The following is a 13,608-nucleotide window of genomic DNA, read 5'->3' as shown; positions in this document are numbered from 1 at the left end:
CGGGTCCCCCCGCGCCTGCCCCGCTTCGGACCCCTCCGTAGAATCGCGGCCATGGCAGCTCGCGACAGACTCGTTCCAATCATCGTCGCCTGCCCGCTCTTCCTGCAGAACCTCGACACCTCGGTCATGGCCACGGCGCTGCCGAGCATCGCCCGCTCGCTCGACGTGGAGGCGCTGCACCTCAACCTCGCGATCACCTCCTACCTGCTGAGCCTGGCGGTCTTCCTGCCGCTGAGCGGCTGGCTGGCCGAGCGCTTCGGCGCCAAGCGCGTGTTCTGCTGCGCCATCGCCTTCTTCTCGCTCGGCTCGGCCCTGTGCGGCGCGGCCACTTCGCTGGCGTCACTGGTCGTGTTCCGCATCATCCAGGGCCTGGGCGGGGCGATGATGGTGCCGGTGGGCCGCCTGATCCTGCTGCGCAGCGTGCCCCCCTCGCGCATCGTGGCGGCCATGGTCTGGTTCACCGTGCCGCCGACCATCGGCCGCATGATGGGGCCGCTGCTGGGYGGCGCCATCGTCACCTGGACCTCCTGGCGCTGGATCTTCCTGCTCAACGTGCCCTTCGGCCTGCTCGGCATCGCCATGGCGATGCTGTTCATCGACGGCGCGGAGGAGGCGCACGAGCGGCGGCCCTTCGACGCTGTCGGCTTCGCGCTGCTGGCCCTGGGCCTGACCGGCCTCATCGGCGGGCTGGAGACCGTGGGCAAGGCAATCGTGGCCGGCTGGCTGACGGGCGCGGTGATCGCGATGGGCGTGCTGGTCATCGGCCTCTACCACCTGCGCAGCCGCGGCAGGACCCACCACATCATCGATTTCGGCACGCTGCGGTACTTCACCTTCCGCACGTCGATCATCGGCGGCACGCCGCTGCGCATCGCCATCGGCGCGTCGCCCTTCCTGCTGCCGCTGATGCTGCAGCTGGGCTTCGGGCTCTCGCCGCTGGACTCCGGCCTGCTGACGGTCGCCACGGCCGTCGGCTCGCTGGCCACGCGCACCGTCATGGCCCGGGCGATCCGCCGCTTCGGCTTCCGTTCGCTGCTGATCGGGGCCACGACGCTGACCAGCCTGCTGTATGCGAGCTACGGCCTGTTCCGGCCCGGGACGCCGCACGTGCTGATGTTCTGCACGATGATGCTCGGCGGCCTGTTCAACTCCATGGGCATGGTGGCCATGCAGACGCTGGGCTTCTCGGAGATTCCGAAGCCGCTCATGAGCCACGCGACCACGCTGTCGAGCATGGCGCAGCAGCTCTCGCTGAGCTTCGGCGTGGTGCTCGGCGCCTCGCTGGTGAGCGCGGCGGCATGGTGGCACGGGGGCGACTCGGCGCACCTCGCGGCGCGCGATTTTTCGCCGGCCTTCGTGGTCGTGGGGGCCATGACGCTGCTGTCGCTCCTGTTCTTCGTGCGCCTGAGTCCGCAGGAGGGCGCCGACATGCGCTGACCCGGGGCGAGCGACAAGCAGGCATGATGCGCGGGGTCAAGCAACACAACATTCCATAACTCTGCTGGAGACAACAGTGAACCCGATCGAGAAAAGAACAATAGCCAAGATCAGCTGGCGGCTGCTGCCGCTATTGATGGTGTCCTACTTCATTGCCTACCTGGACCGCGTGAACCTCGGCTTCGCCGGGGCGGCGATGTCCAAGGACCTGGGCTTCACGGCCGCCGTGTTCGGCAGCGCGGCGGGCATCTTCTTCATTGCCTACTTCCTCTTCGAGGTGCCGAGCAATCTGGCGCTCGAACGCTTTGGTGCCCGCCGATGGATCGCGCGCATCATGTTCAGCTGGGGCGTCATTTCCGCCGCCCAGGCCTGGGTGGGCGGCGCGACGAGCTTCAACGTCGTGCGCTTCCTGCTGGGCATCGCCGAGGCGGGCTTCTTTCCGGGCGTCATCTTCTACATCACGCTCTGGTTCCCGGCGGCGTACCGCGCGCGCATCGTGGGCTGGTTCATGTTCGCGATTCCGATCTCCACCGTGATCGGGTCGCCGATCTCGGGTTTCATCCTGAACATGGAAGGCGTCGCGGGCATGCACGGATGGCAATGGCTCTTCATCCTCGAAGCCATTCCCTCGCTGGTGCTGACCTTCTTCGTGCTGTTCTACCTGCCCGACCGTCCGAAGGATGCCAAGTGGCTGAGCACGGAAGAACGCGATTGGCTCATGCAGACTCTGGGCGCCGAGCAGCGCAACCGCGAATCGCTGCACAAGATCTCGTGGAAGCAGTCGCTGACGAACCCGCGCGTGATTGCGCTGGGCTTCGTCTACATGGGCATCACGGTGCCGCTGTATGGCCTGAGCTTCTTCCTGCCGCAGATCATCAAGGGCTTCGGCGGCCTCGGCAACGTGGAGATCGGCTTCATCAACGCCTTCCCTTACCTCGTCGGCGCCATCGCCATGGTGTTCTGGACGCGCTGGTCGGATGCGAAGCGCGAGCGCAAGTGGTTCCTTCTGGTGCCGCTGGCCTGCATCTTCGTCGGCTTGATGCTGGCCGCGGAAACCAGTGCCCCGGTGCCCAAGATGGCGGCCGTGAGTCTGGCCGCGTTCGGCATCTTCAGCGCGCTGCCGATGTTCTGGACCCTGCCCACCGCCATCCTCAGCGGCACGGCGGCCGCGGCCGGCATCGCATGGATCAATTCGATCGGCAACCTGGGCGGCTACATCGGCCCGACGATCTTCGGCACGCTCAAGGACAAGATGGGCAATGACATCTACGCGGTGATGTTCCTGGCGGCGCTTTCGGCGCTCGCCTGCGTGCTGGTCCTGATCATCGGACACGACGCGAAGTCGGAAGGCACGGCGGCCCGGGTTCCGGCCTGAGTCCGGAGCGCGGCCATGGCGCCGCGCACGGGGACATTCGCCGTTGGCGGCGGAACCGACACTTCCTGCTGACATCGGCCGATCGCCCGGTCGGGGACGCGCTTTCACGGCGTTCACTTCTCCCACATATGTCACGCTAGCGCCTCGCGGCGTTGCCGCACATGAGAGAACGAGCCTCATGCTGCGTCTTCCTTACCGGATTCGCTCCTACCCCATGCATACACGCAAACTCCTGGGCCTCGCGGCCTGCGCCTCCCTGAGCCTGTTCCTGGCCGCATGCGGCGGTGGCGGTGGCGGTGGGGACGCATCGCCTCCCGCTGCCGCCACCCAGGCAGGCGCGGCGCCATCCAAGGTCACCGGTACGGTGGCCTACGGCCATCCAGTGGCCGCGCAGAGCATCCAGGTCCTGGACTCGGCGGGCCGCGTCTGCGCGAAAGCCACCACTGCGATCGATGGCAGCTATTCCATGGACACCAGCGGCTGCGCCCCAGGCGCCGCGGCGTTCTTCGTGGCGGGTTACACCACGCCGAGCGGCGCGCCTCTGGATGCGGTGGCCATTCCCGCACAGGGAACGACCATCGTCGATGGCGTCGTGAACATCAATCCGCTGACCACCTTGATGGCCTACGCGGCCGCGGGCTTCGCCGCGAACGCCGCGACGCCGGTCGACAACGACCAGGTGCTGGCGCTCCTGCCGCGGATCACGGCCGCGCAATACCAGCAGGCGAGGGCCTCGGTCCTGATCGCGCCGCTGTTGCAAATCCTGCAGGCGCGCTATGGCGTCACCACCACCGGCTTCGATCCGACCACCGCACCCTTCGCGGCCAACGGCCAGGGCGTGGATGGGTTCTTCGACGATTTCCCGCTGACCGCGACCGCCACCAGCGTCCAGATCGCCGCGCCGTCGTCGGTCGGCGCGTTCGTGCGGGTGACCCTGCCCGCCGTGGCGGGAGGTAGTTCGACCATCACCTCGACAACGGCCTATACCATCGGTGGCAAGGTCTCGGGCCTGGCGGGCGGCTCGCTCACGCTGCTCATCAACGGTGCCGACCCATTCACCATCACAGCGGACGGCGCGTTCACCCTGCCCACCGCGGTCAGCAGCAGCTACTCGGTCACCGTGGGCACGCAGCCCACCGGGAAGGTGTGCACGGTTTCCAACGGTGCCGGTTCCGGTGTCACGGCCAATGTCTCCGACCTCAGTGTCACCTGCGCCACGAAGACCTTCACCGTGGGCGGCAGCGTCACCGGCCTGGGCAGCGGCAAGCATGTCACGCTGAACAACGGCGGCGCCGATCCGACCCTGGTGAGCGCCAATGGCACATTCACCTTCGCCATTCCCGTGGCCTACAACGGCGGCTATGCCGTGACCGTGGCGACCCAGCCGACGGGCCAGACGTGCACGGTCTCCGGCGCCTCGGGCACGAGCGTCGTCGCCAACGTCGCCAGCGTGAGCGTGAACTGCTCGGCGAACACCTACACCGTCGGCGGCACGGTCAGCGGCCTGGCCAGCGGCACGCAGGTCACGCTGAACAACAACGGCGCCGATCCGACCACCGTCACCGCCAACGGCTCCTTCGTCTTTGCGACGCCCGTGGCCTACAACGGCAGCTATGCCGTCACCGTGGGCACCCGGCCCACGGGGCAGAACTGCGTCGTCTCCAGGGGCTCGGGCTCCGGCATCGTGGCCAACGTCACGCTTGTGAGCGTCGTGTGTTCCGCGCGGCCGGTGTATATCTACGTGCCGAACTACGGCGGCGGCAATGTGCTGGGGTACAGCGTCAATCCCACCACGGGCGCGTTTGCCTCCATTCCCGGGAGCCCGTTCCCCGCGGGGGCGCAGGACCGCTGGATCACGACCAACCCGGCCGGGACCTTCGCCTATGCGACGAACCAGAACGACAACACCGTCTCGGCCTACAGCATCAACCCCTCGACGGGCGCGCTCGTTCAGGTCGCGGGAGGTCCGTTCGCGACGGGCGCAACCCCTGTTTCCATCACCATCCATCCGGCAGGGACCTTTGCCTATGTGGCAAACGCCAACGGCAACACTGTCTCGGCCTACAGCATCGACGCCACCACGGGCGCGCTCACGGCTGTGCCGGGAAGCCCGTTCCCCGCGGGCGCGGGCCCGTCCAAGGTGGCGATCAATCCCGCGGGGACCTTCGCCTATGTGACGAACGCGAACGACAGCACGCTCTCGGCCTATGCCATCGACGCCACGACGGGCGCGCTCACGGCGGTGCCGGGCAGCCCCTTCGCCAACGGGACGCCACCCGCGGCCATCACGGTCAATCCGGCGGGGACCTTCGCCTATGTGACGAACGGGCAGGCCAGCGTGTCGGCCTATGCCATCGACCCGGTCACGGGTGCGCTGAGTCCGGTCGCGGGCAGTCCGTTCACCGCGTCCTATACCGGATGGATCTGGCAATCCATCGCGGTCAATCCGGCGGGCACCTTCGCCTATGTGGGGTCGGGAAACGGCGGCCAGTTGCTGACCTTCAGCATCGATCCCGTCACGGGTGCGCTCACCTCCGTTCCGGCCAACTCGTATGGCACGGTCGGCTCCAACTACGCCACCTTCAATTCGTCGGGGACGCTGGCCTACGTGGCGAACGCATGGGTGCTCAGCGTGTCGGTGGTCCGCGTCGACCCCGTCACCGGCGCGCTCACGGATATACCGGGGAGCCCGTTCTCCGTCGGTGCGCGGCCCTTTGATATCGCGGTGGTGCAGCCTTGATGCGCAGGCCCCGAGGCCTTGTGTCACAAGGCCGTGGAATCCCGGGCCGCCAGTTCATCGTGCACTGACTTGACGGCCGTGTCCGCGGCCTCGACGCGGCGCTTGAGTTCCGTGTTGACGAGAAGCAGCAGGGCACTGAGCTCGTGGCGGTTGACGGGGATCTCTGTGCTGTCGAGCGGCTTGAAGGGCGCGATGAGCGCTTCAAGGCAGTCATAGGCGCGGCGTGCTTCCTCCAGGTTGGACAGTTCGTCGACGGCATTCAACGCAAGCTTTGCGGCGCTGCGCAGACGTTGCGTCAGGGAGTCTGCGCTGGGGCTGGGGGGCGCTTTGCTGCGGGAAGCAGCAGCCCGGCTGCGGGATGGAGAGAGTTTGGAAGAACGCGCGGATGCGCGAGCGGGACCAGCCATGAAAGCCTCCTGAAGCTTCGAATTGCCATAGTCGACGCGCCCGCCCTCAAGCGAGGCGGCAGCGTGCAGAGCTTCAGCGGGCTTCCAAACCCGATCACGCCTTCTTTGGACGCGACCGGCGCAGTATATCCAGGGCCTCAGGCCGTCGCCCACGCGATCGGCGGCACGCCCGAGCGTCGCTCCTCGCCCTTCATCGGGCGCTCGTCAGCAGCCCCCTGGGCCTCGGGCAACACGAACTGGTCGATCAGCGCATCGAGGTCCTTTGCCTGGTGCCGCAAGCCTTCCGAAGCCGCGGCAGACTCCTCGACAAGCGCCGAATTCTGCTGCGTCATGTGGTCCAGCTGCGCGATGGCGGTGTTGATCAGCCCGATGTCCCGGGTCTGTGCAAGGGTCGCGGCGTTGATGGCGCTGACCGTGCCGGCCACCTCCTGGATGGATTCGACAATGCGCGACATGGTCTGGCCCGCGCGGTCGACCAGCGCGGTGCCCGCTTCGACGCCTTGGACCGACGCCGAGATCAACTCCTTGATTTCGCGCGCCGCAGTGGCCGATCGCTGCGCCAGCTGCCGCACCTCCGCCGCGACCACCGCGAAGCCCCGGCCCGATTCACCGGCGCGCGCGGCTTCGACCGCGGCGTTGAGCGCCAGGATGTTGGTCTGGAAGGCAATGCTGTCGATCACCCCGATGATGTCGACCACCTTGCCGGAGGAGCGCTGGATGTCCTGCATGGTGCTGACCACCTGCGAGACCACATCGCCGCCATCGAGCGCGACGGCGGCCGCGGCGCTCGCCATCGTCTCCGCGTTGCGCGCAGCCTCGCCGGACTGCTCGACCTTGCGTATCACCTGCTCGAGCGCCGCCGCCGTCTGCTGCAGGCTGGCAGCCGCCTCTTCGGTTCGCACGGACAGATCGGAATTGCCGTGGGCGATCTCGTGGGCACCGACGCGCACGCCTCGCACGGACTCGCGCACGCGCAGGACCAGTTCGCGCAAGGCGCCCTGCATGCTTCCGAGCGCCAGCAGCATCCGGCCTGCTTCGTCCCGGGCATGCCCTTCGATGTCCTCGCGCAAATCGAGGCTGGAGACCCGGACGGCTGTTTCGCTGGCCACCCGGATGGGGCGGCAGATGCTGCGCACCAGCCAAAGGGTCAGCCCCACGCCCAGCGCAATCGCGGCCGCGCTGAAGAGCGCCAGGGCCATGCGTGCGGAAGCGCTCAGTTCCGCGATCTGCTGGCCAGCCGCGTCGATGGCTTGACGCCGCGCTTGCGCAAGCCCTGCAAGAGCAGCGAGCAGCGCGGCTGAACTGGGTTGGAAGCGCTGCGCGTACACGGCGCGGATGCGCTCCGTGAGACCGGAATCCCGTGCGGCCACGAGCTCCTTGACGGCCACCTTGAAATCCTGGCCCGTGGCCTCGGTCTGCGCCAGGAGCGCGCGATCCGAGGCGGTCGGCAGGCGCCCGCCCAACTGGGTCAGAAGTTCGCTGTAGCGGGCCTCGGTCGCCTGGATGTCGGCGGCCAGAGCCTCCCCGACCTCCGGCTCGGAGCTCAGCGCCATGGCCTTGTAGCGTGCCGCGTTGATGGCCTGGAGACGATAGGCGTCCGCCACCATGCGCTCGGACTCGACGTCCTGCCCGACGGCCTTGCGCGTCGCCGCATCCACCCTGGACAGCGACCAGATGCCGATGGCTGAGCCCGCCAGGGTCAGAAGCAGAACGGCGGAGAAGGCGGCCAGCAGGCGTCGGCCAAGGATGTTGGATGAGCTTGTGATGGAGTTGGTGGTCACGGGCAGGTGCGCCCTCCGCCCTTCGCGGGCGGAGGAAGACTGGAAGTTGGCAAATTCGCCATGCGGATTGGAGCAACAGTCTGTTACCGGCTCTTGACGCGAATCATGGGTCGCAGCAGCGAGGCCTGGCCGAACTTCTCCACAACGGCTCGCTGAGCACCATGCTTCTTTCGTGGGCGTTCAGCGGCAGCGCCCGCTGGTCAACGATTCATGGCGATAGGAGTGGGGTTCTCCACAAAGTTGTCCACCGCTTCGGTGGAGAACTTCGCCGAGCCATGCCGTCTATCCAAGCTGACCAGACGCTGAATTCCGGCAATTTCCCCGATAACCCCGCCCATGCGGCGCACGGCGTCCTTTCGGCATGATGCCGCGCAGCGTTTGGGAGTGTCGATGATTGAGCGGGCCGAGAAATTTGCCGCCGAGATGTTGCGTCTCGCGGAAGGGCGGGCGGTTTATACGGATATGTTGGATTGGGCTTTCTCGGTATGGCCTGTCCACAAGGAGCGCGACCCCGCGGAGATCGCGAAGCTCGAGTTCCGAAACGCGGCCGAGGATGACTAGTTCGCGGCGGCGCGACTTTTTCGGCCGATCCCTGCGGTCTGCGGTTTCTCGCGGGGGGGTCAGGTGAGGGTCAGCGCATTCCCTGACGGCCAGACGGCCTCCGGGCCTTGGCGCAATGTCTCGTCCTGGCGCACGATGCACGCATGGAGAACGTCGGCGGTGCGCGCGTGATGAGGCAGTTCGCTTTGCGCGGAACGTGCGCCGCCGGAGTAATCAATGGCAACCAGCACAGGCGAAATGGGCTCGGCCTTCAGTGACTGGCAGGCGCTGTCACTGGCGTATGAGACCGGCATCGAGGCGCTGCGACAGCGCGAGCCAGGCGCGGCGGACGCCTTGATGAAGATTTCCCGCAGACTCCAGACTTGCGAAGGCGCGAACGCGGAGAAACGCAACGCGGCCCAACGTTGAGGTTTGGAGTACACCCTGCGAGGGGGACCGTCCATGGGAAGCAAGCATTCAGGCGACTTCGAATACCGCGGCTGGCTGGTGCGCCTCGAAATCACCGGCTCGGGTGAAGTGATCACGGGGCGCGCTGACCTGCGCTACGACGGACATTACAAGTGCCGGATGGCGTTGGCGAGCCCCCACCACGGTGTGGCCAGCGCGCGCGCCGCCCTGGAGGCGAAGGCGAAGGACTTCATCGACGAATGGGCCTCGCGCAGCCACGCCGGCGAAAGCGGATTTCAGGACCTCTAGCGCGGCGTCGGATTGACGTACGTGAACTGGTTCGGAATCGGCAGGGCGAGGTTCGAGTACGAGAAGGACATGCTGAGGTCCAGGGCCCGTACCTGGTGCCACCAGCCCAGCGGCAGGAACATCGTCTCGCCCGGCTCGACGACGACTTCGAGCACGCGCGCGCCCTCGAACAAGGGAAAGCGCTTCAGGTCGATCGCATCCAGGTCGATGGGGCTGAAGACACCGTTCGTGTTGTAGAGGTGCGGTCCCTGCAAGGGCGAGATGAAGCGCCAGCGCTTGCGCCCGACGACCTGCGTGTGGAAGAGCATCAGCGTGTCGTGGTGCAGGCTCGTCACGGTTCCCGCCGGTCCGAACCAGAACGAGGAACGCTCGGCCAGCTCCGCGCGGTTGCAGCAGGGCGGCAAGCTGCCGATGTCCCGCAGCAGGGGCGAGAACTCGGGGCGCCGCAGCATCTCGTTGTTGGCCGTGAGGTAGTAGTCGTTGGTCTCGCCGCCGGCCACCACCTGGTCGACGAAATCGGCCAGCCGGGTCGAGCGCCGGTGCGACAGCTTGTCTTCCTCGTAGCGCGGGTTGGCCTGGCGTTCCGCCTGGATCTCGACGTCGAGATGGCCGAATCGTGCCTTCAGGTCGGACGGCGACCATCGCCGCATCGCCGGCCAGTCCCGCGTGTGGCCGGTGAGGACCACGGGGCGGCAGCCGCGGACGTAGCGGTTGATGAATTCGTCGTCGGAGACGACGGCGCGCTTGTCCACGGTGCCATAGGTCGGGTCGAGTTCCCACAGCAGTTGCAGGTTGGCCACCGTCGATTCGAGCTTGCGCAGCAGCTGGGCCTGGCGCTCGGCCGCGATGTAGATCGGGTTGCCGGGCACGAGCTCGATCACCGAGGCGGCGGTCGCGGAATCGAAGCCAGCGCCGGTCATGACCGCGAGCATGGATTCCGGTGTGCAGCCGCGCAGATGCTGTTCGGCAACCCAGCCGAGCCATTCGAGCGGCAGAGGCGTCTCCGTGGTGGGGGGCGGCGCGCTCTCCTGGGCCTGGGTTTCGCGCGGGCGTGGCGGCGCCGGGGGCTTGGGCAGGTTTGTCACCGTGATCTCCCGAGGCCGCGGACCTGTTCCTTGAGTCTGTCAGTCATCGGGCCATTTTTCCACTTCCGACGAAGAGCAGCCCGTGTTGTGGGATGTAAGTCCCAAGCATTCATTTCGGGCGCAGGCAAGGTGCGCCCGTGGCGATTTCCCGCCGATGTGTCGATTTTTTCACTGAAACGCGGCGGTTTCGTACCCGTGTGCGAGATGTGACATATTCACATATCATAATCAATCGTCACATTTGGAAACGAATCGCGCAAGCATGTTTCCGGTCGACTTTCTGCGCGTGAAGTGAGTGAAGGACATGGACCGATGCATCAGGTATTGAAGAAGGCCCCCATGGCGCCGGCCCATGCGACCGCCCGACGAGGCAGGAGCCATCAGGCGCGAGGCTTCACCCTGATCGAGCTGATGGTCACGGTCGCGATCGTGGCCATCCTCGCGGCGATCGCCTATCCGTCTTACACGGCATACATCGTGCGATCCAATCGCTCGGCGGCCCAGGGCTACATGCTGGAGGTCAGCAATGTGCAGCAGCGCTACCTGCTGGATGCGCGGCAGTACGCCGCAGACCTTCCGACGCTGAACATGACGGCACCTTCGAATGTGTCTCCAAACTACCTGATCACGACCGCGCCCAAGGCCGGCGCCACGCCACCCGGCTTCACGGTCACGGCCACCCCGCAGAACAGCCAGGCCAGCAGGGACACCGCGTGCGCGACGCTCACCATCGACGAAGCGGGAACCAAGACCGCGTCGGGCACCAGCGGAGTTGCGGGATGCTGGTAAGCCACAGACCCCGGCGGCGCCGCGCACAGGGCTTCACACTGATCGAACTGGTAACGGCCATCACGGTGATGGCGATTCTTGCGGGTCTGGCGCTCCCGTCCTTTCGCGAGTTCGTTGCCAACCAGCGACTCCGCAGCGCGTCCTTCGACCTGATGGCCGCGCTCACGCTGGCTCGAAGCGAGGCCGTGACCCGCAATGTCAACGTCAGTTTGGCGAAAGCCACTGCAGGCACCGCGTGGGACAAGGGTTGGAATGTGCTGGCCGCCGGCACGACGCAGCCGATCCAGAACCAGGAAGCCCTCAAGAACCTCACGATCACCGATTCGGCCGCCCTTGACAGCATCACCTATGGCAAGGACGGCCGAGCCCTGACGACGAGCACCAGGTTCACGATCGCACCGTCGACCACGATCTCCGGTGTCAGCTCCCGCTGCGTCTCCATCGGCCTGAGCGGCGTGCCAAGCAGCAGCGTGGGGGCGTGCTAGATGACGGCCCGGCCACCGATGCGTCCCGTCCGCATGGCTTCGCGCGAAGGCGGAATCGCGCTGATCGAAGTGCTGGTCTCGCTTGTCATCCTGCTGTTCGGCCTGCTCGGGCTGGCCGGCGTGAGCAGCCGCGCGAACCTCGCCGAGATGGAGTCCTACCAGCGGATCCAGGCCCTGCAACTCGTGCAGGACATGGCCGATCGCCTCAATGCGAACCGCAAGGTCGCGAGCTGCTATTCGAACGGCACCGCGGGACTTCAATTGAGCTCGAGCAGCACCACCATCCCGATCTGCACCGCGGGCAACATCCAGCAGCAGACGCAGGCCGCTGCCGATCTGACGGCCTGGGGCAACCTGATCCAGGGCCAGGCCGAAACCGACCCCGCCAAGGCGACCAAGGTCGTCGGCGCCATGATCGGCGCCGTCGGCTGCGTGACCCTCGACGACGCCGCCAACAATGTCTATTTGATCGCCGTGTCCTGGCAGGGCCTGGCCAAGACCGCGGCGCCGACGCTGGCGGACGGGACCACCGCGTTTCCATGCGGCAGCGGGGCCTATGGCGACGAGAAGCTCCATCGCGTGGTCACGACCAAGGTCCGGATCGGGGTGCTGTCATGAGGGCGCTCCAGCGCTCCGGCCGGCGCAGCCACAGCCGTGGCTTCACCCTGGTCGAGCTGATGGTGGCCATCACGCTGAGCCTGTTCCTGATGATCGGCTTGATCAGCCTGATCGTCTCGACGGTGACCTCGCGCACCGAGCTCGACAAGTCTTCGCGCCAGATCGAGAACGGCCGCTACGCGCTCCAGGTGCTCAGCGAAGACATCCACCTCGCGGGCTTTGTCGGCGCTGCGCCCAGCACCGCATTCGCGCCTGTGGCGCCGGTCGCCTGTCCCGCGACCCTCGCCGACCTGGGCTACTCGGCAACCACGAGCCCGGGTACATCCAACGTGCCCATGCCGGTCTATGCACTCAGCGCCGTGCCCAGTTGCATCGCCAACGTGAAGACGGGCACCGCGATGCTGGTCGTGACACGTGTGAGCACCAGCAGCGTGAAGCTGGCGTCGGCAGCCGCGGGCGAAACCTACCTGCAGGTCTCCACCTGTTCCAGCGACACGCTGCCCTTTGCGCTGGCCGGCGGCGCCTCCACGTCGAGCTTCAACCTGATGCAGAAGGACTGCCTGTCGAGCAACCTGGCGCCCCTGCGCAAGGTCGTGCAGCACGTCTACTACCTGAGCACCTGCAACGTGTGCGGCACCGACACCACGCCGACGCTCAAGATGGCCGAATACGTGAACGGCGCGATGACGATCACCCCGCTGGTCGAAGGCATCGAGGACCTGCAGTTCGACTACGGCATCGACATGGACGGCAACGGCTCGCCCGCTTGCTACACCAGCAACCCGAGCTCGCCGCCCAGCACTGAAGTCGCGGTTGCCGTGTGCCCGCAGACCACGCCGGCGTACGACTGGACGTCCGCCGCGGCCAACTGGGCGAACGTCATGGCGGTGCGGATTCACGTGCTCGCGCGCAACACCGAGGCCAGTGGCGGCTGGACTGATACGAGAACGTACGACATGGGCCTGGCCGTGCCGGTGGCAGGGCCGTTCAAGGACCAGATCAAGCGACACGTCTACAGCACGGTCGCCCGCCTGTACAACACCTCAGGCCAGAGGGAGACCCCATGAGCCGCTCCAGGCATGCCGCCCCAGCCCGTACTCAATCGGGCGCCACCTTGCTGGTCTCGATGATCTTTCTGGTGGTGCTCACGCTCATCGTCGTCTCGGCCATCAAGGTCTCCAACGTCAATGCCAAGGTAGTCGGCAACATGCAGATCGAGAAAGAAGCCGACGCTGCCGCGATGCATGCCATCGAAGCGATGATCAGCACCGACTTCACCTCGCTGCCGACGCCCAGCACGACCATCGTCGACATCAATGACAGCGGCCGGGCGGGTTCGGCGTACACGGTGCTCGTGCCGGCGCCGATCTGCTCGGGCGTCAAGCCGATCAAGTCGAGCGAACTGGACGCCAGCAACACGGCCGACCAGCCCTGCTTCGCCAGCGGCGCCTCGCAGAACACGGGGATCGTGGGCTCCGGAGGCTCCGGCAACTCGTTGTGCTCCAACTCGAACTGGGAAGTCAATGCCACGGTGACGCCACCCGCCGGAACGAGTGCCGCGGTGGCCCCCACTCTTCACCAGGGGATCGCGGTGCGCGTGGCCGTCGGTGCCGCGTGCTGATCCACAAGGAATG

The 13,608-nt window shown here is 66.6% G+C and carries 14 protein-coding genes; 10 read left to right on the top strand and 4 right to left on the bottom strand.

The window, feature by feature from the left end:
* The first annotated feature begins 51 nt into the window (after positions 1–51).
* The 3 genes from AC1DNF_RS08315 (at position 52) to AC1DNF_RS08305 (ending at position 5,552) form a co-directional block, all read left to right on the top strand.
* Complete coding sequence (locus AC1DNF_RS08315) at positions 52–1,437, top strand: MFS transporter (RefSeq protein ID WP_478148094.1); 1,386 nt, start codon at positions 52–54, stop codon at positions 1,435–1,437.
* Positions 1,438–1,513: 76 nt separating this feature from the next.
* Entirely contained in the window at positions 1,514–2,812 is a 1,299-nt protein-coding gene (locus AC1DNF_RS08310) for an MFS transporter (protein WP_478148093.1), read from the top strand.
* A 214-nt stretch (positions 2,813–3,026) separates the two neighbouring features.
* Positions 3,027–5,552: a beta-propeller fold lactonase family protein gene (locus AC1DNF_RS08305; protein ID WP_478148092.1), complete on the top strand. Its 2,526-nt coding sequence runs from the start codon at positions 3,027–3,029 to the stop codon at positions 5,550–5,552.
* A gap of 23 nt (positions 5,553–5,575) precedes the next feature.
* Here AC1DNF_RS08305 and AC1DNF_RS08300 read toward each other — a convergent pair whose 3' ends face one another.
* Both AC1DNF_RS08300 and AC1DNF_RS08295 read right to left on the bottom strand, forming a co-directional pair.
* Entirely contained in the window at positions 5,576–5,815 is a 240-nt protein-coding gene (locus AC1DNF_RS08300) for a hypothetical protein (protein WP_478148091.1), read from the bottom strand.
* Between the two features lie 281 nt (positions 5,816–6,096).
* Positions 6,097–7,740: a methyl-accepting chemotaxis protein gene (locus AC1DNF_RS08295; protein ID WP_478148090.1), complete on the bottom strand. Its 1,644-nt coding sequence runs from the start codon at positions 7,738–7,740 to the stop codon at positions 6,097–6,099.
* A gap of 390 nt (positions 7,741–8,130) precedes the next feature.
* Here AC1DNF_RS08295 and AC1DNF_RS08290 point away from each other — a divergent pair, with 390 nt between their 5' ends.
* The gene (locus AC1DNF_RS08290; protein WP_478148089.1) at positions 8,131–8,301 is read left to right on the top strand and encodes a hypothetical protein; all 171 of its coding nucleotides are present in this window, start codon (positions 8,131–8,133) and stop codon (positions 8,299–8,301) included.
* Positions 8,302–8,360: 59 nt separating this feature from the next.
* On the opposite strand, the gene AC1DNF_RS08285 is transcribed toward AC1DNF_RS08290, so the two are convergent.
* Positions 8,361–8,693, bottom strand: a complete 333-nt coding sequence (locus tag AC1DNF_RS08285; RefSeq protein ID WP_478148088.1) for a hypothetical protein — start codon at positions 8,691–8,693, stop codon at positions 8,361–8,363.
* Between the two features lie 49 nt (positions 8,694–8,742).
* On the opposite strand from AC1DNF_RS08285, the gene AC1DNF_RS08280 reads away from it, so the two are divergent.
* Positions 8,743–8,997 carry a hypothetical protein gene (locus tag AC1DNF_RS08280; protein WP_478148087.1) on the top strand — a complete coding sequence of 85 codons (255 nt, stop codon included), beginning with the start codon at positions 8,743–8,745 and terminating at the stop codon, positions 8,995–8,997.
* Here AC1DNF_RS08280 and AC1DNF_RS08275 read toward each other — a convergent pair.
* A complete protein-coding gene (locus AC1DNF_RS08275; protein WP_478148086.1) occupies positions 8,994–10,082 on the bottom strand; it encodes a cupin-like domain-containing protein in 1,089 nt (362 codons plus the stop codon). The genes AC1DNF_RS08280 and AC1DNF_RS08275 overlap by 4 nt on opposite strands.
* A gap of 312 nt (positions 10,083–10,394) precedes the next feature.
* Here AC1DNF_RS08275 and AC1DNF_RS08270 point away from each other — a divergent pair, with 312 nt between their 5' ends.
* The 5 genes from AC1DNF_RS08270 to AC1DNF_RS08250 are packed head-to-tail and all read left to right on the top strand — an operon-like array spanning position 10,395 to position 13,595.
* Entirely contained in the window at positions 10,395–10,871 is a 477-nt protein-coding gene (locus AC1DNF_RS08270) for a type IV pilin protein (protein ID WP_478148085.1), read from the top strand.
* Positions 10,862–11,356: a GspH/FimT family pseudopilin gene (locus tag AC1DNF_RS08265; protein ID WP_478148084.1), complete on the top strand. Its 495-nt coding sequence runs from the start codon at positions 10,862–10,864 to the stop codon at positions 11,354–11,356. The genes AC1DNF_RS08270 and AC1DNF_RS08265 overlap by 10 nt, the downstream gene beginning before the upstream one ends.
* A gap of 33 nt (positions 11,357–11,389) precedes the next feature.
* Positions 11,390–11,974 carry a type IV pilus modification protein PilV gene (pilV, locus tag AC1DNF_RS08260; RefSeq protein ID WP_478148083.1) on the top strand — a complete coding sequence of 195 codons (585 nt, stop codon included), beginning with the start codon at positions 11,390–11,392 and terminating at the stop codon, positions 11,972–11,974.
* A complete protein-coding gene (locus AC1DNF_RS08255) occupies positions 11,971–13,041 on the top strand; it encodes a PilW family protein (RefSeq protein ID WP_478148082.1) in 1,071 nt (356 codons plus the stop codon). Before pilV ends, AC1DNF_RS08255 begins: the two co-directional genes overlap by 4 nt.
* Positions 13,038–13,595 carry a pilus assembly PilX family protein gene (locus AC1DNF_RS08250; protein ID WP_478148081.1) on the top strand — a complete coding sequence of 186 codons (558 nt, stop codon included), beginning with the start codon at positions 13,038–13,040 and terminating at the stop codon, positions 13,593–13,595. The genes AC1DNF_RS08255 and AC1DNF_RS08250 overlap by 4 nt, the downstream gene beginning before the upstream one ends.
* Positions 13,596–13,608: the final 13 nt, after the last annotated feature.

The sequence above is a fragment of the Variovorax sp. 01T432 genome, from assembly GCF_056398605.1.
This window is presented reverse-complemented; position numbering and strand designations above follow the sequence as displayed.